A 24,375-nucleotide genomic window follows, 5' to 3' on the forward strand; every position below is an offset into this window, starting at 1 on the left:
CGTGTCCCCGAAGGCTGAGTCAGAGGCGATCAGCGACGCAAGCTCCGTGTTCGGAGCGAACGAGTGGCTGGTCGACGAGCTGTACGAGCAGTACCTCCTGGACAAGAACGCGGTGGACCCCGCGTGGTGGGACTTCTTCGAGGACTACCGTCCGGCGGAGCGTGCCGAGCAGGCCACGACGACGGCCGGCGCGCCGTCGACGCCCGTGAACGGGGCCCCCGCGGCGCCGGCGGCCCCCGCCGCGCCGACCGTCCCCGCCGCCGTGACGGACGGCTCGGCCGCCGCCGAGGCGGCGCAGCGCGTCAAGCCCCCGAAGCTCCCGGCCGATCCCGCGGTCAACGCCGCCGCCGAGGCGGTCCGGGCGACGCGTCCTGTCGCGACCGCCCAGCCCGCGACCGCGCCGTACGCCCAGGTCCCGGCCCGCAAGGTCGCCGGCGCCCCGGCGGCCGAGGCGGAGACCGTCGCGGACGACGTGCAGAAGCTCCGCGGTCCCGCCGCGCGCGTCGTGACGAACATGGAGGCCAGCATCCAGGTGCCGACGGCGACGTCGGTGCGCGCGGTGCCGGCCAAGCTCATGGTCGACAACCGGATCGTCATCAACAACCACCTCGCGCGCGGCCGCGGCGGCAAGATCTCGTTCACGCACCTCATCGGGTTCGCGCTCGTCGAGGCACTGGCGGACATGCCGGTCATGAACGCCAGCTACACCCAGCTCGACGGCAAGCCCGCGGTGAACCAGCCTGCGCACGTCAACTTCGGTCTCGCGATCGACCTCGCCAAGCCGGACGGGTCGCGCCAGCTCCTCGTGCCGAGCATCAAGAAGGCCGAGTCGATGGACTTCGCCCAGTTCTGGGCGGCCTACGAGGACCTCGTGCGCCGGGCGCGCGGCGGCAAGCTCGGCGTCGACGACTTCGCCGGCACCACGATCTCGCTCACCAACCCGGGCGGCATCGGCACCGTGCACTCGGTCCCGCGCCTCATGGCCGGCCAGGGCACGATCATCGGCGTCGGCGCGATGGACTACCCCGCCGAGTTCGCGGGCGCGTCCACCGAGCGCCTCGCCCGCCTGGGCATCTCGAAGGTCCTGACGATCACGTCGACCTACGACCACCGCATCATCCAGGGTGCGCAGTCGGGCGAGTTCCTGCGGATCCTGTCGCAGAAGCTCCTCGGCGAGGACGGCTTCTACGACCGCGTGTTCGCCGCGCTGCGCATCCCCTACGAGCCGGTGCGCTGGGTCCGCGACAACACGACGGACGCCGAGATCGAGGCGGCGAAGCCCGCGAAGATCGCGGAGCTCATCCACTCCTACCGCTCGCGCGGGCACCTCATGGCGGACACCGACCCGCTCGCATACCGCCAGCGCAAGCACGGTGACCTCGACATCCAGAACCACGGCATGACGCTGTGGGACCTCGACCGCACGTTCCCCACGGGGGGCTTCGGCGGCAGGACGAAGTCCTCGCTGCGCGACATCCTCGGGCTGCTGCGCGACTCCTACTGCCGCACGGTCGGCGTGGAGTACATGCACCTCGCGGACCGCACGCAGCGCAAGTGGCTCCAGGAGCGGCTCGAGTCGGGCTACGCCCGCACGCCGCGCGAGGACCAGCTCCGCATCCTGCGCCGTCTCAACTCGGCCGAGGCCTTCGAGACGTTCCTCCAGACCAAGTTCGTCGGGCAGAAGCGCTTCTCGCTCGAGGGCGGCGAGTCGGTGATCCCGCTGCTCGACGCCATCCTGTCGAAGGCGGCGGAGAACGGCCTCGACGAGGTCGGCATCGGCATGGCCCACCGCGGTCGCCTCAACGTCCTCGCCAACATCGCGGGCAAGAGCTACGCGCAGATCTTCGCGGAGTTCGAGGGCAACCTCGACCCGAAGAGCGTGCAGGGCTCGGGCGACGTGAAGTACCACCTCGGCACCGAGGGCGTCTTCACCGCGGAGAGCGGCGCGACGACCAAGGTCTACCTCGCGGCGAACCCGTCGCACCTCGAGGCGGTCGACCCGGTGCTCGAGGGCATCGTGCGCGCCAAGCAGGACCGCATCGACCTGGGCGGCGACGGGTTCTCCGTCCTGCCGATCCTCATCCACGGCGACGCGGCCTTCGCGGGCCAGGGCGTCGTGCCCGAGGTGCTCAACCTCGCGCAGCTGCGCGGGTACCGCACCGGCGGCACCGTGCACGTCATCATCAACAACCAGGTCGGCTTCACCACGGGCCCGTCGTCGTCGCGCTCGACGACCTACGCGACCGACGTCGCCAAGGGCTACCAGGTCCCGATCTTCCACGTGAACGGCGACGACCCCGAGGCGTGCGTGCGCGTCGCGGAGCTGGCCTTCGCGTTCCGCGAGCAGTTCGACCGCGACGTGATCATCGACATGATCTGCTACCGCCGCCGCGGGCACAACGAGGGCGACGACCCGTCGATGACGCAGCCGCTCATGTACAACCTCATCGAGGCCAAGCGCTCGGTGCGCAAGCTCTACACCGAGAACCTCGTCGCGCGCGGCGACATCACGCTCGAGGAGGCCGAGCACGTCCTCCAGGACTACCAGGCCCAGCTCGAGCGCGTGTTCACCGAGACCAAGGAGGGCGGCTTCACGCCCGCCGCGGACCGCGAGCCGGTCGCCGGTCTCGAGCGCCCGGAGTCCCAGCTCGAGGACGCCGGCACGATGGTCGGCTGGAAGACGGCGATCGACCGCTCGGTCCTCGAGCGCGTCGGCCAGGTGCACGTCGCGCCGCCGGAGGGCTTCACCGTCCACCCCAAGCTCGCGCAGCTCCTCGAGAAGCGCCGGCAGATGTCCGTCGAGGGCGGCATCGACTGGGGCTTCGGCGAGCTCGCCGCGTTCGGCTCGCTCCTCGTCGAGGGCACCCCGGTGCGCCTCGCCGGCCAGGACTCGCGTCGCGGCACGTTCGTGCAGCGTCACGCCGTCCTGCACGACCGCGAGACGGGCGCCGAGTGGACGCCGCTGCTGTACCTGTCGGCGGACCAGGCGAAGTTCTGGGTCTACGACTCGTCGCTCTCGGAGTACGCCGCGCTCGGGTTCGAGTACGGCTACTCGGTCGAGCGTCCCGACGCGCTCGTGCTGTGGGAGGCGCAGTTCGGCGACTTCGTCAACGGAGCCCAGACGGTGATCGACGAGTTCATCTCGTCCGCCGAGCAGAAGTGGGGCCAGTACTCCTCGGTCGTCATGCTCCTCCCCCACGGCTACGAGGGCCAGGGGCCGGACCACTCGTCCGCGCGCATCGAGCGGTTCCTCCAGCTCGCCGCCGAGGACAACATGACGATCGCGCAGCCGTCGACGCCCGCGTCGTACTTCCACCTGCTGCGCCAGCAGGCGTACGCCCGCCCGCGTCGTCCGCTCATCGTGTTCACGCCGAAGCAGCTCCTGCGCCTCAAGGCCGCCGCGTCGAGCGTCGAGGACTTCACGACCGGCACGTTCCAGCCCGTCATCGCGGACGCGACGGCCGACCCGGCGAAGGTCGACCGCGTGCTCCTCTGCACGGGCCGCGTGTACTACGACCTCCTCGCCGAGCGCACCAAGCGTGGCGACGAAGGCGTGGCGCTCGTCCGCCTCGAGCAGCTCTACCCGCTCGACGTCGACGGCATCCGGGCCGAGCTCGCGAAGTACCCGGGCGCCGAGGTCGTGTGGGTCCAGGACGAGCCGGAGAACCAGGGCGCCTGGTCGTTCGTGCACATCAACCTGCCGGAGGACCTGCCGCGCGTGAGCGTCGTCTCCCGACCGGCGTCGGCGTCGACCGCCGCCGGCACGGCGAAGAAGCACCAGGCGCAGCAGGCCGTGCTCCTCGAGCAGGCGTTCGCGCGCTGACCGGCCCGCACGACCCGCGCACGACGAAGGCCCCCTCCGCAGGGAGGGGGCCTTCGTCGTCGGTGCGTCCGTCGCCTGCGGCCGCGGCTCGCGCGGGCCGCGGCCGGGGAGCGGTGCGAGATCGGCCCGAGCGCCCGAGATCGGCCCTCAGGAGGCCGACGTGGCGACGCGCGGGTCGATCTCGCGTGCGCCTACCAGCGGTCGTGGATCTTCTCGCGCAGGTAGCGGTCGTAGATCTCGCGCACGCCGGAGGTGAAGAGCGGGCCGAGGACGTCCGCGTCGCCCGCGGCGGCGTTCGAGCGGGCCTGCTCGACGTTGCGCGCGCCAGGGATGACGGTCGACACGCCGGGCTGCTGCCACACCCACGCGATCGCGACCTGGGCGGGCGTGAGGTCCTGCCCGACGACGTCCTGCACCAGCGCGGTGAACTCGCCCGCTGCCTGGACGCCGGTCTCGAAGTCGACGCCCGAGAACGTCTCGCCGACGTCGAACGCGCTGCCGTCGCGGTTGTACGTGCGGTGGTCGTCGGCCGCGAAGGTCGTGTCCTTCGTGTACTTCCCCGACAGCAGGCCGGACGCCAGCGGGACGCGCGCGATGACGCCCACCCCGGCGGCGGACGCGGCGGGCAGGACGGCGTCGAGGGGCTTGAGCCGGAACGCGTTGAGGATGATCTGCACGGTCGCGACACCAGGGCGCGCGATGGCGGTGAGCGCCTCGTCGACCGTCTCGACGCTCACGCCGTAGCTCGCGATCGCGCCCTCGGCGACGAGGGTGTCGAGGCCGTCGTAGACCTCGTCGCGCGAGTAGACCGCCGTCGGGGGGCAGTGGAGCTGGACGAGGTCGAGACGGTCCGTCCGCAGGTTGCGGCGCGACCGGTCGGTCCACTCGCGGAACTTCGCGAGCGTGTAGTTGTCCGCGTCCTGCTCCTCGCGGCGACCCATCTTCGTCGCGACGGTGATCGCGTGCCCCGGGTTGTCCGCGAGGTAGTCACCGATGATCTGCTCGCTGCGCCCGTCGCCGTAGACGTCCGCGGTGTCGAAGAACGTCACGCCGGCCTCGGCGGAGGCGTCGAGCACGGCGCGCGCGTCGTCCTCGCTCACGTCGCCCCAGTCGGCGCCGAGCTGCCAGGTTCCCAGTCCGACGACCGAGACGAGCCGTCCCGTGCGTCCGAGCACCTGTCGTTCCATCGTTCCTCCTCGTGCTGCGTCGGGTACGCCGGGAGACACACCCGGGCACCGAGTCTGACTGCCGAGAGCGCATCGCGCACGCTCGCACGCCGAGTACCGTATGTGAGCGTGAACACCCATGCCCCCTCGGGGACCCAGGTCCGCATCGCCCACGGCGAGCACGCAGCGACGATCACCGAGGTGGGAGCGGCCGTGCGCGAGTACACGGTCGGCGGCCGGCCCGTCTTCACGCCCTTCGCGGAGGACGAGGTCGCGCCCGCGTTCAACGGCGCGGTCCTGCTCCCCTGGCCCAACCGCCTGCGCGACGGCGCGTACGAGGTGGACGGCACGGCGTACCAGGTGCCCGTGTCGGAGCCCGACCGCGGCACCGCGCTGCACGGGCTCGCCTGCTGGCAGCGCTGGGTCGTCGTCGAGCACGGCCCGTCGCACGCGACGCTCGAGCTGCACCTGCCGCCGTCGCCCGGCTACCCGTTCGACCTCGTCACGCGCGTGACCTACTCGCTCGACGACGCGGGCCTGCGCGTCCACGTGCGGACCACCAACGTCGGAGCCGCGACCGCACCGTACGGCATCGGCTTCCACCCGTGGTTGTCCGCCGACGGCGCGAACCTCGACGCGTGCACGCTGCGCCTCGACGCCGAGACGCGCGTCACGACCGACGAGCGGCTCCTGCCCACCGGCACCGAGCCCGCCGCGGGGAGCTACGACCTGCGCGAGCCGCGCCTGCTCGCGGGCGTCGACCTGGACGACGCCTACGTCGACGTGCTGCGCGACGCCGACGGACTGTCCTGGATGCGCCTGGCCGCTCCCGACGGCCGCACGTCGGCCGTCTGGATGGACGGCTCGATGGACACGTGGCAGGTCTGCACGGGCGACCACGTCGGGGACGTCGCGTTCCGCCGGTCCGGCGTCGCGGCCGAGCCCATGAGCTGCATCGCGGACGCGTTCCGCACCGGCGAGCGCCTCGTGCGGCTCGAGCCGGGCGCCTCGCACGAGGTCACCTGGGGCGCGACGCTGCTCTGACCAGCCCCCGTCCCGGGCGGTCCGTCCCCTATGTCCGGCTGGACACGCCGTCCCCACGAGCCCGTTTCGACCCGCGCCGCCCGCGTCGGGGAGAATGGCGCCCGTGGAAGACGCGGTGAGTCGAGAGGTACGGATCTGCGTCGTCGGCGACGAGCTGAGCGCCGGCGTCGGCGACGCGAAGGCCCTGGGGTGGGCGGGGCGCGTCGTCGCGCGCACGCGCTTCCCCCAGCCGGCGTACGTGTTCCCGCTCGCCATCCCCGGCGAGACGACGACGGCGCTCAGCCAGCGTTGGGAGGCGGAGACCGCGCGGCGGTTCGCCCCGGAGCCGGACGTGGACAACCGCCTCGTCATCGGCCTCGGCCGTCACGACCTCGACGCGGGACTGTCGGTCGCCCGCTCGCGCCTCAACCTCGCGAACGTGCTCGACGTCGCGGAGTCGCACCGGCTGCCGACGTTCGTCGTGGGCCCCCCGCCGGGGCACGCGCAGGACGCCGAGCGGCTCGCCGAGCTCTCGCATGCCTTCTCGGACGTCGCGAACCGGCGCCGCGTGCCGTACGTGGACACGTTCAGCCCGCTCGTGACGCACGAGCAGTGGCTCGCGGACCTCGCGCAGAGCGGCAACGGCTTCCCCGGCCAGGCCGGATACGGACTCATGGCCTGGCTCGTGCTGCACACGGGCTGGCACGCGTGGCTGGGCCTGCCGGACGACACGGTCTGACCCCGGCGAGGTAGAGGCCTGGTCACGTGAGGTAGAGGCCGAGACACACGAGGTAGAGGCCCGGTCACGACCAGGCCTCTACCTCGCGGGACGGCTCAGCCGCGCGAGACCGTGAGGTCGCCCGAGACGGTGTTCGCCGAGACGTACGCACCGCGGGCGCCGGGCTGGTCGACGTGGTCGACCGACGTCGTCCGCTGCGCGCTGGAGTCGAGGCGGACGCCGTCGAGCACGGCCTTGCCCGTGACGCTGCGGGCCTTGAGGTTGACCGGCGAGCCGGCACCGAGGCGCACGGCCACGTCGCCGGAGACGGTGCGCGCGTCGACGAGCGGGGTGCTCTCGCGCGCGACGACCTCGACGCCGCTCGTCACGGTGTTCACGGACACGCGACCGAGCGTCCCGCCGAGCGTGACCGCGCCGGACGCGGTGCTCACGTGGACGTCGCCGACGTGCTCGCCGACGTCCACGGCGCCCGTCGCCGTCTTGATCGACGCCGTGCCCGACACGCCCTGGACGCGGACGGCGCCCGTCGCGGTCGTCACGGACAGGTCCGCCTGCGTGCCGAGGACGCTCGCGGCGGCGCGCGCGGTCGTCACCTTGACCGGCACGTGCGCGGGGAGCGTCAGCCGCACCACGGCGCGGTCCTTGTCGCGCAGGCCCTTCGCCCGCTCGACGAGGCCCTCGACGCCGGCGAAGTCGTAGCCGACGCGCAGCTCGCCGTCGTGCACGCTCACCTGGAGCGGACGCTCGGACACCTCGCTGACGTCGAGGTGCGCCCCGGCCTCGCGGGCGGGGTCGGCGACGACGTCGACCGCGCCGTCGGTGAGCTGGACGACGACGCGCCGGACGTCGGCGACGTCGACGGTCTGGGGGGCGTTGATGACCCAGGACTCGGTGCTCATGCGCTTCTCCTCGTTCTGTTCTCTGGTTCAGGGGTGCGGTGCGTTCGTCGAGGGGTTCTCGTGATCGTCGGTCAGGGCAGGGTCGCTCGCACGGCCTTGCGCGCGCTGTCGAGCACGGTGCGCAGGGTGTCGACCGTGAGCTCCGAGACGACGCTCGCGGCGTCGGCGCGGCGCAGGTCGGCGCGCACGTCCTCGCGGAAGCGCTGGAGCAGCGCCTCGGCCTCCATGCGCCACGCGTAGGACTCGCGGCGTCGCGGGTCGGGCGCGCCGTCCCGCGGCCGGGCGCGCGCCGTCTGCGCAGCGGCCGCGAGCTCGGCCCGCAAGCCCTTCAGCGAGCCCTGCACGTCGGCGCGCAGCGCCTCGGCACGCTGGCGCACCGTCTCGGCGATGCCGTGCTCCAGCGCGGCGACGTCGGCCCGACGCGCCTCGATCTCCGCGCGCCCCGCGGGCGTCAGCTCGTAGGTCGTCTTGCGGCCGTCGGCACTGCGGTGCACGAGGCCCTCGTCCTCGAGCCGCGCGAGCCGGGGGTAGATGGTCCCGGCGCTCGGCCGGTAGGTGCCGCCGAAGCGCTCCGAGAGCTCGGTGATGAGCTCGTAGCCGTGCTTGGGCCCGGTGTCGAGGAGCGCGAGGAGGTAGAGCCGGAGCTCGCCGTGCGCGAAGACGGTGGCCATCAGCGGTCCACCGGCCCGCCCGACGTCGCGGCTCCCGGGGCCCCCGGGCTCCCCCACGCGGGGGCGTCCGCACCGGCCGGGGCGTCCTCGACCGGGCTCTCGTCCCACGGGGCCTCGTCCGGAGCCCCCCGCAGGACGGTCACGTCACCGGAGACGGCGGAGACCCGGACCGGCGCACCCTTCCCGTACCGCGCGGGCTGGTGGAACGAGCGCGCGGACCCGCGCTGCTCCGCGCCGTCCACGAGGAGGCGCCCGCTCACGCAGCGGATCGCGTAGTCCATCGCGTCAGGGTCCGGCAGGCGCACGAGCACGTCGGCCGAGACCGCGCTCACGGTGATCTCGGACGGGGTCGTGCGGGTGTCGACGGTGACGGAGCCCGAGACCGAGTCGAGGTGCAGCGCGTGCAACGAGCCGGTCGCCGTGAGGCCGCCGGACACCGAGTCCATCCGGACCGGGCCGTCGTGCTCGCTCGCCGAGACCTCGCCCGAGACCGTGTCGACGCGGAGCTCCCCGTGCGTGCGGCTCGTCATCACGGAACCGGAGACGGTCGCCAGCCGGGCGCCGTCGCGCACCCCTGCGACGAGCGCCTCGCCCTGCACCGTCGCGACCTTGACCTGCGTCGTCGCCGGCACGGCGACGTGCACGTCCGCCGCGTCCTTGCCGGTGTACGTACGGAAGCGCTCGAGGAAGCCCTTCCAGCCCGCGACGAACGGCCCGTAGCCCACCCGGAGCGTGGTCCCCTCGAGACGCACCTCCACGGGGCGGCCGACCACCGAGTGGACCTCGACGCGCGTGTCGGTACGCGCCGGGTCGTCGTGGGCGACGACGTCGATGCGCCCCCCGATGACGGTCGCGTCGAGCGTCCGCACGCGCGCCAGGTCGATGGCCTGCGGACCCGTGACGGTCCAGCTCTCCTGCGTCATCCGTGGCTCCGTCCGTGGTCGGCCCCGTGCGGCCGCGGGGCGGCAGACGGGGACAGTCGCGATATATCTCGTTCTGTCAGACACGATATATCGCGTGCTCGACCGTGGCAAGGGGTCGCGTGTGGGACGATGGGAGGCGGACTTGACCCGCCGGGACCGGTGGGACGCCCCCCGATCGTCAGGAGAACATCATGAGCAAGCGCGGACGCAAGCGTCGCAGCCGCAAGGGCAACGCCGCGAACCACGGCAAGCGCCCCAACGCCTGAGACGGCGCGCCCCCCACGGGGGACGACGAGAGGGCCCGTACCGACACGACGTCGGTACGGGCCCTCTCTCGTTCTCGGTCCGCCGGGGCAGTGCCTCGCGGGCGGTCCTCAGCGGGTCTCGACGACCGTGGTCGTCGTGACCATGACGGTGAGCTGCGTGTGGATGCGCTCCCGCAGCCCCGCGGGCGCCTTCTCGTGGCACGAGCGGCGCACGAGCTGCTTGACGAGCTCCTCGACGCTCAGCTCGGCGAGGCACGGCGAGCAGTGCGCGACGTGCGCGCGCATGCGCAGCTCGTCGTCCGGCGTCATCTCCGAGTCGAGGTACTCGTAGAGGTGCGTGAGCGCGTGCTCGCACTCCGACTCGCCCGCCGTCGAGTGCGGGATGGGCGTCACCGACTCCTCGACCGGGCCGCGCCCCGGGATCCGGCTCTCTGACGTGCTCACGACTCACCTCCGGGGCTCTTGGCCCCCACCAGTCCTCGCCTCACGGCGTAGTCGGCCAGCAGCTCGCGCAGCTGGCGCCTGCCTCGGTGCAGGCGGGACATGACCGTGCCGATCGGTGTCCCCATGATCTCCGCGATCTCCTTGTACGGGAAGCCCTCGACGTCCGCGTAGTACACGACCATGCGTCGGTCCTCGGGCAGCTCCTGGAGCGCGCGCTTCACGTCCGAGTCCGGCAGGCGGTCGAGCGCCTCCGCCTCGGCCGAGCGCAGCCCCTGCGACGTGTGCGACGCCGCGCGCGCGATCTGCCAGTCCTCGACGTCGTCCGTCTGGGCCTGCTGCGGCTCGCGCTGCTTCTTGCGGTACGTGTTGATGAACGTGTTCGTGAGGATGCGGTAGAGCCACGCCTTGAGGTTGGTGCCCGGCCGGTACTGGTGGAACGCCGCGAACGCCTTCGCGAACGTCTCCTGCACCAGGTCCTCGGCGTCCGACGGGTTGCGCGTCATGCGCAGCGCCGCGGAGTACAGCTGGTCGAGGTACTGGAGCGCGTCCTGCTCGAACCGCGCGGCGCGCGCGGCGTCGCTCTCGGTCTGCGGCGCGCGGTTCGTGTCCTCGGCGTCCGTCGCGTCCACGGGCAGCGCCGTACCCTCGACCGGCGTCGTTCCCGACGTCGTCGCGGGGCTGCCGGAGACGTCGCTGCCGGAGATTCGCTCTGTCATCAACAACGAGCCTAGTCCCCTGTTCGTCTGGGTGTCCGGTGACGTGACCGGTGCCGACCACGCGGCGGCGAACGCCGCGTCCGCCGTCGACGCCTCAAGGGTCGACGACGCGGCCCGGGCGGCGGGTGCGGGGGTCTCGAGCAGGACGGTCACGAGTGGTGCAACCCGAACGTGCCCGCGCGCATTCCCGCGGCCCGGAGCGCGCCGCGCGCGACGCACCCGGCGTCGCTAGCGTGGCGCCATGACGACCACGCAGACCCCGTCCCGCTTCCTCACCCTGCTGCGCGAGCAGGTCGGGCACGAGCTCGACGCGCACCAGCAGTACATCGCGATCGCCGTGTGGTTCGACGCGCACGACCTGCCGCAGCTCGCCGCGCACTTCTACCGGCAGTCGGTGGAGGAGCGCAACCACGCGATGATGATCGTGCAGTACCACCTCGACCGGGACCTGCCCGTCGAGATCCCCGGCTCCGGACCGGTCCGCAACGACTTCGCGGACGTCGTCGAGCCGCTGCGGCTCGCGCTCGACCAGGAGAAGCAGGTCACCGCGCAGATCGAGGCCATCTTCCGTGCCGCACGCGAGGAGGGTGACGCCCTGGGCGAGCAGTTCCTCCTGTGGTTCCTCAAGGAGCAGGTGGAGGAGGTCGCCTCCGCGACGACCCTGCTCACCGTCGCGCAGCGCGCGGGCGACAACCTGTTCGACCTCGAGAACTTCGTCGCGCGGGAGACGATCGGCGACGCCGGCGAGTCGGTCGACGCCCCGGAGGCCGCGGGCGGCGCGCTCTGACGCTCGGACGTGAGGCGTTCCTCACGGGCCGCGGGTGGCGCCGTCCCGGCGGTCGCGGCAGGCTGGGACCGACCGGTGGACGCCCGAGGCGAGCACCGGCGAGTCACCGGCGATGAGGAGAGAACCGATGCTGCTGCGTCACCTCGCGAGGCCCATGCTGGCCTCGTGGTTCGTCTACGACGGGCTCCAGGCCGCGCTCAAGCCCGCCGAGCACGTGCGAGCCGCGCGCTCGGGCGTCGAGCTTGTCGAGAAGAGCGCCGGCATCGAGGCCCCGCTCAGCGAGAAGCAGGTCGCGACGCTCGTGCGCGCGCACGGCGCCGCGACGGCCGTCGCCGGGCTGTTCCTCGCCGTCGGCAAGGCCCCCCGCACGGCTGCCCTGACGCTCGCCGCGCTCACGGTGCCGCTCGCGGTCGTCAACCAGCCGTTCACCTCGGGCGAGGCGACGCGCGCCGAGCGCACGCGCAAGTTCGTCGCGAACGTCGGCGCGATCGGCGCGGCACTCATCGCGGGCGCGGACTACGAGGGCCGCCCGGGCGTGCAGTGGCGGCTGGAGAAGGCGCGGCACGACCTCGCGCTCGCCAAGCAGGCGAAGCAGGAGGCCGTGGTCGCGGGCGCGAAGGGTTCTGTGAAGGAGGTCTCGGCCTCGGCCCGGGGGGCGGCGAAGGAGGCGGGACGCTCCACGAAGAACGCCGCGAAGCACGCCGCGAAGGAGGCAGGGCGCTCCGCGAGGCGCGCCACGAAGGCCGCCCAGGAGGCCGCGGAGCACGCCGCGACCCTCGCCGCCGGGGCCGTGCACGACGCCGAGGCCGCGGTCCGGGCGAAGGTCGCCTGACGCCGTCGTGGCGCGTCCGCGCGGCGGGACCCTCCGCCGTCGGGCGTGGTCCCTCCACTAGCCTGGAGGCCATGACGACCTCGCCCTCCGCCGCGCCCGTGCCCCCCGCCGTCGACGAGGGCTGGGACGCGCCCACGGCGGGCGGGCCGCTCGACGCGACGGTCGAGGTCCCGGGCTCGAAGTCGCTGACGAACCGGCTGCTCGTGCTCGCCGCGCTCGCCGACGGGCCCGGGACGCTGCGCGGCGCCCTGCGCAGCCGCGACGCCGACCTCATGATCGCCGCCCTGCGCACGCTCGGCGTCGGCGTCGAGGAGGGCGCGTCGCCCAGCGAGCTCCGTGTGACCCCCGGTCCGCTGCGCGGACCCGTCGAGGTGGACTGCGGCCTGGCCGGCACCGTCATGCGCTTCCTCCCGCCGCTCGCGGCGCTCGCCGACGGCACGGTGCGGTTCGACGGCGACGAGGGCGCGCGCGTGCGCCCCATGGGCCCCGTCCTCGCCGCCCTCAGCGCGCTGGACGTCCCCGTGGAGGGCGACGGCGACGGGCTGCCGACGACGCTCCCCTTCACGATCCGCGGCCGCGGCCGCGTGCGCGGCGGGGCGGTCGACGTCGACGCGTCGGCGTCGAGCCAGTTCGTCTCCGGGCTCCTCCTCGCCGCCGCGCGCTACGACCAGGGCCTCACGGTGCGGCACATCGGCCACACGCTGCCGAGCATGCCCCACATCGAGATGACGGTGGAGGTGCTGCGGGAGGTCGGCGTCGTCGTCGACGACTCCCGGCCCGCGATCTGGAGGGTCGAGCCCGGTCCGATCGCGGCGCGCGACGTGCAGGTCGAGCCTGACCTGTCGAACGCGGCGCCGTTCCTCGCCGCCGCGCTCGTCGCGGGCGGCACGGTCCGCGTCACGGGCTGGCCGACGGCGACGACCCAGCCCGGCGCGATGGTCCCCGAGCTCCTCGAGTCGATGGGCGCGACCGCGTCCCTGGACGGCGACGTGCTGTCGGTCACGGGCACGGGCGAGGTGTGCGGCGTGGACGTGGACCTGCACGCCGCCGGCGAGCTCGCGCCGACGATCGCCGCGCTGGCCGCCCTCGCAGACTCCCCCAGCCGCCTGCGCGGCATCGCCCACCTGCGCGGGCACGAGACCGACCGGCTCGCCGCGCTCGCGACGGAGATCACGCGCCTCGGCGGGCAGGCGGAGGAGACCCGCGACGGCCTCGTCATCACGCCGCGCCCCCTGCACGGCGCGCTGTTCCGCACGTACCACGACCACCGCATGGCGACGTCGGCGGCCGTCATCGGCCTGCGCGTCCCGGGGGTCGGCGTCGAGAACGTCGAGACGACGGCCAAGACGCTGCCCGGGTTCGCGGGGATGTGGGAGCGCATGCTCGGGGGCGGGACCGCGTCCGGCACGGGAGCGGCGGCCCGCTGATGGCGCGCCGCGTCCCGGACGAGTCCGACTTCCGCTCGCGCCCCGGCAAGCGCGGCAGCCGCCCGCGCACCAAGCAGCGCCCCGAGCACGCGGACGCGGTGACCGGGTTCGTCACGGGCGTGGACCGGGGCCGGTACACGCTGCTCGTGGGCGGGACCGACGACGGGACGGTCGTCGGCGCCGAGGACGAGCGCACCGTCCTCGCGATGAAGGCGCGCGAGCTCGGGCGGACGCGGATCGTGTGCGGGGACCGGGTGGACCTCGTCGGCGACGTCACCGGGGACGACGGCTCCCTCGCGCGCATCGTCCGCATCCAGGAACGGTCCTCGGTGCTGCGCCGCACCGCCGACGACACCGACCCCTACGAGCGGGTCATCGTCGCCAACGCGGACCAGCTCGTCGTCGTCACCGCCCTCGCCGAGCCCGAGCCGCGCACGCGCATGATCGACCGGTGCGTCGTCGCCGCGTACGACGCCGGCATGGACGTCCTGCTGTGCCTCACCAAGGCGGACCTCGCCGACCCGGAGCCGCTGCGCGCGCTGTACGAGCCGCTCGGGGTGTCCGTCGTCGTGACGCGCCGCGCGCCCGACGGCCTCGCACGGGACGGCTGGGCGATCGAGCCGCTCGACGCGGTACGTGAGGCGCTCGCCGGGCGCACGTCCGTGTTCGTCGGTCACTCGGGCGTCGGCAAGTCGACGCTCGTCAACGCGCTCGTCCCGGACGCCCAGCGCGCGACGGGCCACGTCAACGACGTCACAGGACGCGGCCGGCACACGTCCACGTCCGCCGTCGCGCTGCGCCTGCCCGGCGGCGGCTGGGTCATCGACACCCCCGGCGTGCGGTCGTTCGGCCTCGCGCACGTCCAGGTCGACCACCTGCTGCGTGCGTTCGAGGACCTCGACGCCGTCGCCGCGGGCTGCCCGCGCGGGTGCACCCACCTCGACGACGCCCCGGACTGCGCGCTCGACGAGTGGGTGGAGGCGTCGCCCGACGACGAGACCCGCGCCGCCCGCGCGGCACGGCTCGAGTCGTTCCGCCGCGTGCTCGCCTCGCGCACCGGCGCGGCCTGAGCCCTGGCCCGCGCGGCGCCACCCTCGCCCCGGGCAGGCACCGCTACGGTGTGAGCCATGACGCCCCCCTCGACGCGCGGCTACGACGACGACCTGCGCCTCGCCCACGTGATCGCCGACCAGGTCGACGCGCACACGATGTCCCGGTTCAAGGCGCTCGACCTGCACGTCGAGTCCAAGCCCGACTCGACGCCGGTGAGCGACGCCGACCGCACCGCCGAGGAGATCATCCGCGGCCAGCTCGGCCGGGCGCGCGGTCGCGACGCGATCGTCGGCGAGGAGTTCGGCGAGACCGGTCACGGCGCGCGGCGCTGGATCGTCGACCCGATCGACGGGACCAAGAACTTCGTGCGCGGCGTGCCCGTGTGGGCGACGCTCATCGCGCTCGCCGACGGCGACGAGGTCGTCGTCGGGCTCGTCTCCGCACCCGCGCTGGGTCGGCGCTGGTGGGCCGCGAAGGGTACCGGCGCGTGGACGGGCAAGTCGCTCGCCGCCGCCTCGCGGCTCCAGGTGTCGGGCGTCTCGTCGTGGTCCGACGCCTCGTTCGCCTACGCGTCGCTCGACGGCTGGGAGGAGCGCGGAAAGCTCGAGCCGTTCCTCGACCTCCTGCGCGGCGCGTGGCGCACGCGCGGCTACGGCGACTTCTGGTCGTACATGCTCGTCGCCGAGGGCGCCGCCGACGCGGCCGCCGAGCCGGAGCTCGAGCTCTACGACATGGCCGCGCTCGTCCCCATCGTCACCGAGGCCGGCGGCCGGTTCACGTCGCTCGACGGCGCCGACGGCCCGTGGGGCGGCAACGCCGTCGCGACGAACGGCCTGCTCCACGACGAGGTGCTCGGCCGCCTCGGCTGACGCCGGACCGGCGTCGGGCCCGCCCGGCTCCTGTCCGGTCGGCCCGCCTCCCACGGGACCGTCAGCCGCGTGGCACGTCCTTGAGCTCCGACCAGTCGTACCAGAGCAGGTCACGCTCGCCCACGCGGTCGATCGCGGCGTCGAGCGCCTCGTCGGCACCGGGGCCGTCGTCGTCGGCCGCGGCGAGCACCGCCTCCACGTCCGGGACCGCCTCGGGCTCGTCGACGTGCACGCAGACGATCGCGACGTCGGGCACGGTCCGCAGGACCTCGACCGCGCTGGGCGCGGGCGCGTCCTCGTCGTCGGAGTCGTCGGCGCCCACGACCTGCACCGCGCCGTCGGGCACCTCGAGCGTCACGACGAGCCGCTGGCGCGGCGCGTCCGGGCGCGCCGCGACGAGCGCGAGCGAGTCGTCCGCCGCCTCGAGCGCGGCCGCGTACTCGAGGCCCTCCTCGTCCTCGTCGGGCAGCGCGCGCGTCAACGCGGCGGTCACGGCGTGGGCGCCGCGCGGGGCGACGCTCCAGCGGGCGGCGTCGGCGGTCACGGTGACGGCGTCGAGCTCGTCGAGCGTCGCGGGGAGGTAGATGCGCATGGGTTCAGTGTGCCGCGTCCAGCGCGAGTCCGTGCGCCGCACCACGCCCGGGCGGCGCCGCCTCCCGCACCTGCGCGGCGAGCCTCGCGAGCGCGCGTCGGGCAGGGCTCGCGGGCGCCGACTCCGCGAGCGTCCGGCCCTCGCGGAGGCCGAGGTCGACCGCGGCGTCCTCGGGGACGACGTGCAGGTCGTCGACGCTCGCGTAGCGGGCCATCGCGTCGCGCACCGCCCGCTCGGGCCGGGGACCGACGACGCTCGCGCGCACGCGGTTCACCACGACGACGCGTGCCGCGCCGACGCACGCACCCGTCTCGGCGAGCTCGTCGAGCGCCCGGACCAGACGCTGGAGCCCGACGGGGTCGCCCGCGCCGACGACCACCACCACGTCCGCGGCCGCGAGCGCGCTCCACGTCGCGTCGTTGCGCTGCGGGGCGCGGGTGTCGTATGTCAGAAGCTCGTCACGCTCGATCCCGAAGCCGCAGTCGACGACAGTCCAGTCCGCGACGGACCGCCCGACCTCCCACACGGCGTCGAGCGACGCCCCGGGAAGCTCCGGCCAACGGGCCGCCCGGCTCAGGCCCGTCAGCACCCGGACCCGTGGCAGGACCGTCGGCGCCAGCGCGACCAGCCCCGCGCCGTCGAGCGCACCCTGACCCGCGCGTCGCGCGGCCGCCGCCAGTCCCGGTGACTCGTCGAGCAGGCCGAGGCGCTGGGCCACGCTCCCGCCGTACGTGTCCGCGTCGACCAGCAGGACCTCCGCGCCGGGCGCCGAGGGGACGGTGGCGGGGACGTCCACGTCCGCGGAACGCCGCTCCCGACGCGGCGGACGAGCACGCCGGGCACGCGCCGGTCCCGCGAGCTCGGCGGCGAGGTTCGTCGCCACGGTCGTGCGGCCGGGCGCTCCCGTCGGCCCCCACACGGCGACGGTCCGTCCGCGGCAGGGTTCACTCTCCGGACCCGTGGCGTCGGCGTCGACGACCGACCGGGGGACGCCGGGTCCGCCCGTGGCAGCCTCGCGCGGGGGCAGGACGGCGCGGACGACGTCGCACAGCCCGTCCGGGGCGGAGTCCAGGTCGACCACCGCGTCGACCCCGTAGGCCCGCACCCGTCCCTCCTCCCACGTCCCGCCCGGGGCGAGCGCGACGACCCGGACGTCGTGGGCGTGCAGGTCGACGACCACCTGCCGGTCCAGCGCCGGCAGGTCGCACGACACGACGGCGACCCGGCCCGCACCCGCCGCTGCCGCGGCAAGCAGCTCGACGACGTCCGCGCACCGCCGGGTGACCTGGAGCCCCGGAGCGGCGAGCGTCGTCACCACCTCGGCCTCCCGCGCACCCCGGACCGCGCACAGGACGGTCGCGACCGCGGTCGCGCCGCTCATCCCGCACCCCCGACCGGGACGAGCGCGATCGTCCCGTCCCCGGCCACCGCCGCGAGCACGGCCGGGAGGTCGTCGACGCCGACCAGCAGGTGGACCGTCGTCGGCCCACCCACGACGAGCGTCCCCTCGCCCTCGTCGACCTGCGCGACGGTGACGCCTCCGACGAGCAGCGCGGGCTGCGGCGGCACGTCCCCCGCGGCGGTGCCCGGCTCGCTGCCCGCCGTCGGGACGGGAGCCTCGGGGACGTACCAGACGTCGACCGCCGCCCCGGCGACGATCCGCTCCGACAAGCCCGTCGTCACGGGGACCGCGACGGCGCGCACCGCGAGGTCGGCGGCCGCGCCGAGCGACGACGCGGGGACCAGCTCGCCCACGGCGACGGTGCGCAGGACGACGGCCTCGTCGGGGAGCCCGTCGTCCACGAGGAGGTAGCGGTCCGCCTGCGTCCCGAGCCGCACCTCGACCGCTCGCAGGTCCGCCGCGGTCACGGTCGTCCCGGGCGTCAGCGCCGTCCCGGCCGCGTAGACGGTGACGGTCCGGCTCGCGGTGCTCACGGCCCACGACCCGAGAGCCACGGAGAGCGCGACCACCACGATCCCCACGAGGAGCCGCGGGTCCTTCCAGCCAGGTCGCCTCAGGCGCGCGGCGGGCCGTGGTGCCGGCTCGACCCGCGCGGGTCGTTCCGCGGTCGTCGTCATCGTTCTCCCCCTTGGTCGTCCGGGCACGTCAGCCGTGCCGCGGCTTCATGATCCCCGGTCTGCGCCACCCGCGGCAGCGCCTGTGGACGAGCGCCGAGACGTGGCGTGCGCGTGCCAGACTGACGCCATGGCCCAGCGGTTCCTCACCCTCGCCGACGTCACGGACGAGCTCAACATCTCCGCGGCGCAGGCGTACGCGCTCGTGCGCTCCGGCGAGCTCCCCGCGATCCAGGTGGGCGGCCGGGGGCAGTGGCGTGTCGAGGTCAGCGAGCTCGAGGCGTACATCCAGCGGATGTACGCGCAGACGCGCCAGCGCATCGAGGCCGGCGACTTCGACGGCTGAGCGCCCGCCGCGTCCTCGACCCGGGACCCGACGGGGCTGCACGGACGCCGTGAGTGCCGCGCGTTCCCCCTGCACGCTCCTCACCGCGAGACGAACCCCGTCTCCGACTCGCTGACGCACAGGACGGCGGACCAGGGCACGACCCGCGAGCCGTGCCCTTCACCCGGGGCGGCCTCGAGGTCCACGTGGTCCTTGCCCACCCGCGCGACCCACCCGGAGAAGATCCCGACGGGGGTCCGTACCTGGACGGGCCGACGATCGCGCATGAGCGCGCGCAGGGCGTGGCCGAGGCCCAGTTGCGCCGACCTCGCCGAGGGCGCGGGCTGAGCATGGCGGCCGAGGCCCTGGACGGCGGAGATCGCGCCGGTCGGGACCAGGTGCTGACGCCGGGACCCGCCCACGAGCACCCACTCCTCCGCCGCCTCGCGCAGCTCTCCGGTGACGGCCGAGCCGTCGCGCAGCTCGAGCGTGACCGTGCCGGGCGTGCCCCGCAGCCGCTCGACGAGCGTGATCGTCGCATGCTCCGCTCGGGTGAGGTCGGCGACGGCGGCGGCCCGGTCCTGCGACTCCGCGGCGCCGAGCTGCGCCGCGAGGTCGTCGAAGAGGGCTTCCCATCGCACCGGGACACCGTAGCGGTCCGCCCCGCCACCGGCCCGCGCGCTGTCCACATCACGAGAAGCCCACTGGACACGCACCGCGGGCCACGCTTAGATCGATCCACCAGGACCAAACACGATCAAATGACATCCAGTGCCGTCCTCCAGAGACGGCACCGCAGGGGGACCGATGGACCGTCGTACCGCCGTACCCGCACGAGCCGGAGGCGTCGCCGTCCTCCTCGCGCTCTTCCTCGTCATGGGCGGCGCCGTGACGGCGCTCGCGCTGCGCGCCGAGCACCTCGTGGGGGTCCTCCCCGCTGCCCGTCCCGAGCCCTACGTCGAGCTTCTCGCCGTCGCGCTCGGGGCCGTGGCGGCCACGTGGGTGGCCGCCAGCGCCCTCCTCGGCCTGGGGTGCGTCGGCGCGCACGCCGTGGGCCGCTCGTGGGGAGCCGGGGAACGGCTCCTCCTGCGTGCGGCTCCCGCCATCGTCCGCCGGGCCGCGCGGGCGGGCGTGGGGCTGACCATCGGTGCGGGCCTCGTCCTCGCCGGAGGGACCGCACAGGCCGCCACCGACCCAGACACCGAACCCGACGTCGTGGCGGTCGACCTGGGGTGGCAGACCTCGACGCCCGCGCCGGCCGGGCCGGCGCAGCCCGGTGCCCTCCCGACGGACGTCGCGTCACCCGCGCCTCCGCAACCTCCGGCGGCCCCGGCGACGACCTCCGACCCGCCTGCGCCGGCGGCCACCGCCCCGGCCCCGGGGCCGACCGACGGCGTGTCCTCCGCACCGGCCGCGCCGTCGATGCCGTCGGGCACCCCGGGCGCTCCGAGCAAGCCGTCGGCTCCGGCCCCGGCACCGGCGGAGGCGGATGCGCACGCGACGGCGCCCGCAGCCTCGCCGCCGTCGACTGGTCCGTCGGCTCCCGCACGTGCGTCGGGGGCCCGGAAGGCCCCGACCGATCAGCGCGACGCCGCGCTCACGGTGACGCGGGACGTCGCCGCGGACGGGCCGCGCGAGGTCGTCGTCGTGCGCGGCGACTCGCTCTGGTCCATCGCCGCACGCCACCTGCCCGACGGCGCGTCGGACGCGCAGGTGGCCGACGCGGTGCAGCGCTGGTACGCCGCGAACGTCGGGGTCGTCGGCGACGACCCCGACCTCGTCCGCCCGGGCCAGGTGCTCGTCGCACCGACCTCCTGACGACCGCCCGCCGCGAAGGATCCCCACCATGACCGCTCCCCTGCTGACCGCCGCCGACGCTCTGGCCACGGCCGACGTCGTCGCGCCGACACGCCGTCGGACCGCCCCCGCGCCGCCCGCCCGCTCCACGAGCGCGCCCGCCGAGCCGCCCGCTCGCCTGCTGCGCTGCGTCGGCGAGCGTCCCGTCCCGACGATGGACCTGACCGAGGTCACGGCCGCGCGGGCACCGCAGCACGTCGTGCGCGGACGGCCCCTCGCGCCCCCGACGGCACCGCTCCCGCTGCCGGACCCGACGGCGCTGTGCTGCGCCGTCGTGCGGGCTGCCGTCGAGGTCCTCCGCGGCGAACGCACCGTGGGCCAGCTCGCGCGGTGGGTGTCGCCCGAGATCTACGAGACGCTCGCCCGGCGGTCGCGGCTCGTCGCCGACGGCCCGCGCCCGACGACGACCCGGCCGGTCACCGTGCGCCGCGCCCGTGTGCTGCGGATCGGCGACGGCGTCGCGGAGGGCACGGTCGTGGTCGAGGACGGTGCCCGCGTGCGGGCCGCCGCGGCACGGCTCGAGGCGCGCCGCGGCACGTGGCGCGTGGTCGCGCTCGAGATCGGGTGACCGGTCCTGCCCCCACCCACGACGGCGGGGCGCGCCACCCGCTGGTGGCACGCCCCGCCGTCGTCGGTCCTGTCACGGCACACGCCGGACAGGACGAGGATCACTCCTCGTTCTGGCCGTGGCAGACCTTGTACTTCTTGCCCGAGCCGCACGGGCACTGCGCGTTGCGCGGAGTGCCGGGGAACGTGCGACCGTCGCTCTCGACCGCGCTCGCCTCGCCGTGCAGCGCCCGGCGCGAGCGCCGGCTCGCGTCGCCCGAGACGACGGCCTGACCGGTGCCGTCCTCGCTCGGCGCGCTGTAGGACAGCGGGACCTGCCGGTCGGGGCCGTCGAGGCCCTTGGCGATGAGCGTGCCGGGACGGTCACCGCTCGGCCCGCCGAACGCCGCCGGGGCCGTGACCGGAGCGGGCTCCGGCTCGACCGGCGCGTCCTCGACCGGGGCGTCGGCCGTCGCCGGGGCGTCCTCGACGGGAGCGTCCGCCACGGCGGCGCCCTGCGCCTGGGCGGCGGCCTGCTGGGCCGCCGCCGCGAGACCTGCGGCGGCACCGGCCGAGGCCGCGCCCGCGGCCCCGCCGAGTGCCTGGCCGGCCGCCGACTGCGCGGCCTGGGCCGCGGCCGCGACCGAGATCGCCGGCGCCTGGCCTGGTGCCGCACCCGGCTCGGCGACCTTGACCTCGAGGTTGAAGAGGTACCCGACCGTCTCCTCCTTGATGGCCTCGGTCATCGCCTGGAAGAGCTGGAAGCCCTCGCGCTGGTACTCGACGAGCGGGTCGCGCTGCGCCATCGCGCGCAGGCCGATGCCCTCCTTGAGGTAGTCCATCTCGTAGAGGTGCTCGCGCCACTTGCGGTCCAGGACCGAGAGCGTCACGCGTCGCTCGAGCTGGCGCATGTTCGCCGCGCCGAGCTGCTCCTCGCGGTTCTGGTAGGCGATGCGGGCGTCGGAGAGGATCTCCTCGAGCAGCATCTCGCTCGTGAGTCGCGTCTCGCCGCCGGCCTGCTCCACGACCTCGTCCACCGTGATGGAGACGGGGAACACCGCCTTGAGCGCGGTCCACAGCCCTTCGAGGTCCCAGCTCTCCGGGTTCCCCTCGGCCGTGGCGCCCTCGACGTACGCGGTGACGACGTCGGTGAGGAAGTGCTGCACCTGCTCCTGCAGGTCCTCGCCCTCGAGCACGCGGCGGCGCTCGTCGTAGATGACGGTGCGCTGGCGCGACAGGACGTCGTCGTACTTCAGGACGTTCTTGCGGATCTCGAAGTTGCGCGACTCGACCTGACCCTGCGCGCTCGCGATGCCGCGCGTGACCATCTTCGACTCGAGCGGGACGTCGTCGGGGAACCCGGCGCGGTTCATCATCGACTCGGCGAGGGTCGAGTTGAACAGGCGCATGAGGTCGTCCTGCATCGACAGGTAGAACCGCGACTCGCCCGGGTCGCCCTGACGACCGGAACGACCACGGAGCTGGTTGTCGATGCGGCGCGACTCGTGGCGCTCGGTGCCGAGCACGTAGAGGCCGCCGAGCTCGCGGACCTCGTCGTGCTCCGCCGCGACCGCAGCCTTCGCCTTCTCGAGCGCGTCGGGCCAGGCGGCCTCGTACTCCTCCGGGTTCTCCGCGGCGTCGAGGCCGCGCGCCGCGAGGTCCGCGACCGCCATGAACTCGGCGTTGCCGCCGAGCATGATGTCGGTACCGCGGCCGGCCATGTTCGTGGCGACGGTGACGGCGCCCTTGCGGCCCGCCAGCGCCACGATCGAGGCCTCGCGCTCGTGCTGCTTCGCGTTGAGGACCTCGTGCGGCACGCCCTGCTTCTTGAGCTTGGACGACAGCAGCTCGGACTTCTCGACGCTCGTCGTGCCGACGAGCACCGGCTGGCCCTGCGCGTGGCGCTCGACGATGTCCGCGACCACGGCGTCGAACTTGCCCTCCTCGTTCTTGTACACGAGGTCGGGCTGGTCGACGCGCTGCATCGGCCGGTTCGTCGGGATCGGCACCACCCCGAGCTTGTAGGTGCCCTGGAACTCGGCGGCCTCGGTGTCCGCGGTACCGGTCATGCCCGAGAGCTTGGAGTACAGGCGGAAGTAGTTCTGGAGCGTGATCGTGGCGAGGGTCTGGTTCTCCGCCTTGATCTGCACGCCCTCCTTGGCCTCGATGGCCTGGTGCATGCCCTCGTTGTACCGACGGCCGGGCAGGATGCGCCCCGTGTGCTCGTCGACGATCATGACCTCGCCGTTGAGCACGACGTAGTCCTTGTCTCGCTTGAAGAGCTCCTTCGCCTTGATGGCGTTGTTGAGGAACCCGATGAGCGGCGTGTTCAGCGACTCGTAGAGGTTGTCGATGCCGAGGTAGTCCTCGACCTTCTCGATGCCCGGCTCGAGCACGCCGACGGTGCGCTTCTTCTCGTCGACCTCGTAGTCGGAGCCCGGGTTCAGTCGCCGTACGACCTTCGCGAACTCGCCGAACCAACGGTTCGTGTCGCCCGACGCGGGGCCCGAGATGATGAGCGGCGTCCGCGCCTCGTCGATGAGGATCGAGTCGACCTCGTCGACGATCGCGAAGTGGTGGCCGCGCTGCACGAGGTCGTCCGTGGACCACGCCATGTTGTCGCGCAGGTAGTCGAAGCCGAACTCGTTGTTCGTCCCGTACGTGATGTCCGCGGCGTACTCCTGGCGGCGCTGCGCGGGCGTCTGGCCGGACAGGATGACGCCGGTCGTCAGGCCGAGGAAGCGGTAGACGCGGCCCATGAGCTCGCTCTGGTACTTCGCCAGGTAGTCGTTGACCGTGACGACGTGCACGCCCTTGCCCTCGAGCGCGTTGAGGTACGCGGCCGTGGTCGCGACGAGCGTCTTGCCCTCACCGGTCTTCATCTCGGCGATGTTGCCGAGGTGCAGCGCCGCCCCGCCCATGAGCTGGACGTCGAAGTGCCGCTGGCCGAGCGTGCGGCGGGACGCCTCGCGCACCGCGGCGAACGCCTCGGGGAGCAGGTCGTCGAGGGTCTCGCCCGCCTCGAGGCGCGCCTTGAAGCGGTCGGTCTCCTCGCGCAGCTCCTCGTCGGTGAGATCCTCGAAGCCCGGCTCGAGCTTGTTGACCTGGTCGGCGATGCCGGACAGCTTCTTGAGGATCCGGCCCTCGCCGATGCGAAGGACCTTGTCGAGGATCGAAGGCACGCAGGACTCCCGTATCGATCGGTGCCCGGGCCGGGTGGTCCGGGAGCAGCGCCGACGCTCTCCCGCGCGGGCGCGCACGGCAGCGGACGTCGGCAACGTCACACAACATCGTAGGCGAGTCGGAGCGACGTCGGACCCGCCCGGGTTTCGCCGACGACG

Annotated in this window: 23 protein-coding genes; 12 read left to right on the top strand and 11 right to left on the bottom strand. The window is 74.0% G+C overall.

Annotated features, from left to right (window positions below):
* Nucleotides 1-46: 46 nt before the first annotated feature.
* Nucleotides 47-3,823: a multifunctional oxoglutarate decarboxylase/oxoglutarate dehydrogenase thiamine pyrophosphate-binding subunit/dihydrolipoyllysine-residue succinyltransferase subunit gene (locus tag AC6CH9_RS08840; protein WP_498154546.1), complete on the top strand. Its 3,777-nt coding sequence runs from the start codon at nucleotides 47-49 to the stop codon at nucleotides 3,821-3,823.
* A 191-nt stretch (nucleotides 3,824-4,014) separates the two neighbouring features.
* On the opposite strand, the gene AC6CH9_RS08845 is transcribed toward AC6CH9_RS08840, so the two are convergent.
* On the bottom strand, nucleotides 4,015-5,010 hold the full coding sequence (locus AC6CH9_RS08845) for an aldo/keto reductase (RefSeq protein ID WP_498154547.1): 996 nt from the start codon (nucleotides 5,008-5,010) through the stop codon (nucleotides 4,015-4,017).
* Nucleotides 5,011-5,118: 108 nt separating this feature from the next.
* On the opposite strand from AC6CH9_RS08845, the gene AC6CH9_RS08850 reads away from it, so the two are divergent.
* Complete coding sequence (locus AC6CH9_RS08850) at nucleotides 5,119-6,033, top strand: aldose 1-epimerase family protein (protein WP_498154548.1); 915 nt, start codon at nucleotides 5,119-5,121, stop codon at nucleotides 6,031-6,033.
* Nucleotides 6,034-6,127: 94 nt separating this feature from the next.
* Nucleotides 6,128-6,751, top strand: a complete 624-nt coding sequence (locus AC6CH9_RS08855) for a GDSL-type esterase/lipase family protein (RefSeq protein ID WP_047232150.1) — start codon at nucleotides 6,128-6,130, stop codon at nucleotides 6,749-6,751.
* A 95-nt stretch (nucleotides 6,752-6,846) separates the two neighbouring features.
* On the opposite strand, the gene AC6CH9_RS08860 is transcribed toward AC6CH9_RS08855, so the two are convergent.
* From AC6CH9_RS08860 to AC6CH9_RS08870, 3 genes are all read right to left on the bottom strand, one after another.
* Complete coding sequence (locus AC6CH9_RS08860) at nucleotides 6,847-7,650, bottom strand: DUF4097 family beta strand repeat-containing protein (protein ID WP_498154549.1); 804 nt, start codon at nucleotides 7,648-7,650, stop codon at nucleotides 6,847-6,849.
* Nucleotides 7,651-7,721: 71 nt separating this feature from the next.
* Nucleotides 7,722-8,321 (bottom strand): PadR family transcriptional regulator, encoded by a 600-nt coding sequence (locus AC6CH9_RS08865; protein WP_498154550.1) that lies wholly within the window; start codon nucleotides 8,319-8,321, stop codon nucleotides 7,722-7,724.
* Complete coding sequence (locus AC6CH9_RS08870) at nucleotides 8,321-9,244, bottom strand: DUF4097 family beta strand repeat-containing protein (RefSeq protein ID WP_498154551.1); 924 nt, start codon at nucleotides 9,242-9,244, stop codon at nucleotides 8,321-8,323. The genes AC6CH9_RS08865 and AC6CH9_RS08870 overlap by 1 nt, the downstream gene beginning before the upstream one ends.
* Nucleotides 9,245-9,435: 191 nt before the next feature.
* Between AC6CH9_RS08870 and AC6CH9_RS08875 the strand changes: the two genes are divergently transcribed.
* Nucleotides 9,436-9,510 (top strand): 50S ribosomal protein bL37, encoded by a 75-nt coding sequence (locus AC6CH9_RS08875; protein WP_099052597.1) that lies wholly within the window; start codon nucleotides 9,436-9,438, stop codon nucleotides 9,508-9,510.
* Between the two features lie 108 nt (nucleotides 9,511-9,618).
* On the opposite strand, the gene rsrA is transcribed toward AC6CH9_RS08875, so the two are convergent.
* Together rsrA and AC6CH9_RS08885 are read right to left on the bottom strand one after the other, a co-directional pair.
* On the bottom strand, nucleotides 9,619-9,954 hold the full coding sequence (gene rsrA, locus AC6CH9_RS08880; protein ID WP_244286228.1) for a mycothiol system anti-sigma-R factor: 336 nt from the start codon (nucleotides 9,952-9,954) through the stop codon (nucleotides 9,619-9,621).
* Entirely contained in the window at nucleotides 9,951-10,823 is an 873-nt protein-coding gene (locus AC6CH9_RS08885; RefSeq protein WP_498154552.1) for a sigma-70 family RNA polymerase sigma factor, read from the bottom strand. The genes rsrA and AC6CH9_RS08885 overlap by 4 nt, the downstream gene beginning before the upstream one ends.
* 88 nt (nucleotides 10,824-10,911) lie before the next feature.
* Between AC6CH9_RS08885 and AC6CH9_RS08890 the strand changes: the two genes are divergently transcribed.
* From AC6CH9_RS08890 to hisN, 5 genes are all read left to right on the top strand, one after another.
* The gene (locus AC6CH9_RS08890; RefSeq protein WP_498154553.1) at nucleotides 10,912-11,457 is read left to right on the top strand and encodes a ferritin; all 546 of its coding nucleotides are present in this window, start codon (nucleotides 10,912-10,914) and stop codon (nucleotides 11,455-11,457) included.
* Nucleotides 11,458-11,584: 127 nt separating this feature from the next.
* On the top strand, nucleotides 11,585-12,289 hold the full coding sequence (locus AC6CH9_RS08895; RefSeq protein WP_498154554.1) for a DoxX family membrane protein: 705 nt from the start codon (nucleotides 11,585-11,587) through the stop codon (nucleotides 12,287-12,289).
* A gap of 71 nt (nucleotides 12,290-12,360) precedes the next feature.
* Nucleotides 12,361-13,716: a 3-phosphoshikimate 1-carboxyvinyltransferase gene (aroA, locus tag AC6CH9_RS08900; RefSeq protein ID WP_498154555.1), complete on the top strand. Its 1,356-nt coding sequence runs from the start codon at nucleotides 12,361-12,363 to the stop codon at nucleotides 13,714-13,716.
* On the top strand, nucleotides 13,716-14,786 hold the full coding sequence (gene rsgA, locus AC6CH9_RS08905; RefSeq protein ID WP_498154556.1) for a ribosome small subunit-dependent GTPase A: 1,071 nt from the start codon (nucleotides 13,716-13,718) through the stop codon (nucleotides 14,784-14,786). The genes aroA and rsgA overlap by 1 nt, the downstream gene beginning before the upstream one ends.
* 57 nt (nucleotides 14,787-14,843) lie before the next feature.
* A complete protein-coding gene (gene hisN, locus AC6CH9_RS08910) occupies nucleotides 14,844-15,638 on the top strand; it encodes a histidinol-phosphatase (protein ID WP_237843429.1) in 795 nt (264 codons plus the stop codon).
* 61 nt (nucleotides 15,639-15,699) lie between these two features.
* Here hisN and AC6CH9_RS08915 read toward each other — a convergent pair whose 3' ends face one another.
* From AC6CH9_RS08915 to AC6CH9_RS08925, 3 genes are read right to left on the bottom strand one after another with little or no spacing between them, the layout of a single operon-like run.
* On the bottom strand, nucleotides 15,700-16,230 hold the full coding sequence (locus tag AC6CH9_RS08915; protein ID WP_498154557.1) for a DUF6912 family protein: 531 nt from the start codon (nucleotides 16,228-16,230) through the stop codon (nucleotides 15,700-15,702).
* Nucleotides 16,231-16,234: 4 nt separating this feature from the next.
* Entirely contained in the window at nucleotides 16,235-17,611 is a 1,377-nt protein-coding gene (locus tag AC6CH9_RS08920) for a CpaE/TadZ family protein (RefSeq protein WP_498154558.1), read from the bottom strand.
* Nucleotides 17,608-18,309, bottom strand: a complete 702-nt coding sequence (locus tag AC6CH9_RS08925; RefSeq protein ID WP_498154559.1) for a CpaB family protein — start codon at nucleotides 18,307-18,309, stop codon at nucleotides 17,608-17,610. Before AC6CH9_RS08925 ends, AC6CH9_RS08920 begins: the two co-directional genes overlap by 4 nt.
* Nucleotides 18,310-18,436: 127 nt before the next feature.
* On the opposite strand from AC6CH9_RS08925, the gene AC6CH9_RS08930 reads away from it, so the two are divergent.
* Nucleotides 18,437-18,652 carry a helix-turn-helix domain-containing protein gene (locus AC6CH9_RS08930; RefSeq protein WP_087472469.1) on the top strand — a complete coding sequence of 72 codons (216 nt, stop codon included), beginning with the start codon at nucleotides 18,437-18,439 and terminating at the stop codon, nucleotides 18,650-18,652.
* Nucleotides 18,653-18,732: 80 nt separating this feature from the next.
* On the opposite strand, the gene AC6CH9_RS08935 is transcribed toward AC6CH9_RS08930, so the two are convergent.
* Nucleotides 18,733-19,272, bottom strand: coding sequence for a hypothetical protein (locus AC6CH9_RS08935; RefSeq protein ID WP_498154560.1), 540 nt, complete (start codon nucleotides 19,270-19,272; stop codon nucleotides 18,733-18,735).
* 166 nt (nucleotides 19,273-19,438) lie between these two features.
* On the opposite strand from AC6CH9_RS08935, the gene AC6CH9_RS08940 reads away from it, so the two are divergent.
* Nucleotides 19,439-20,449, top strand: a complete 1,011-nt coding sequence (locus tag AC6CH9_RS08940) for a LysM peptidoglycan-binding domain-containing protein (protein WP_498154561.1) — start codon at nucleotides 19,439-19,441, stop codon at nucleotides 20,447-20,449.
* Nucleotides 20,450-20,477: 28 nt separating this feature from the next.
* Nucleotides 20,478-21,056: an Rv3235 family protein gene (locus tag AC6CH9_RS08945; protein WP_498154562.1), complete on the top strand. Its 579-nt coding sequence runs from the start codon at nucleotides 20,478-20,480 to the stop codon at nucleotides 21,054-21,056.
* 100 nt (nucleotides 21,057-21,156) lie between these two features.
* Here the strand turns inward: AC6CH9_RS08945 and secA are convergent, their stop codons facing one another.
* Nucleotides 21,157-24,216, bottom strand: coding sequence for a preprotein translocase subunit SecA (gene secA, locus AC6CH9_RS08950; protein ID WP_498154563.1), 3,060 nt, complete (start codon nucleotides 24,214-24,216; stop codon nucleotides 21,157-21,159).
* Nucleotides 24,217-24,375: the final 159 nt, after the last annotated feature.

The organism is Cellulosimicrobium sp. GQ32 (genome assembly GCF_059758455.1).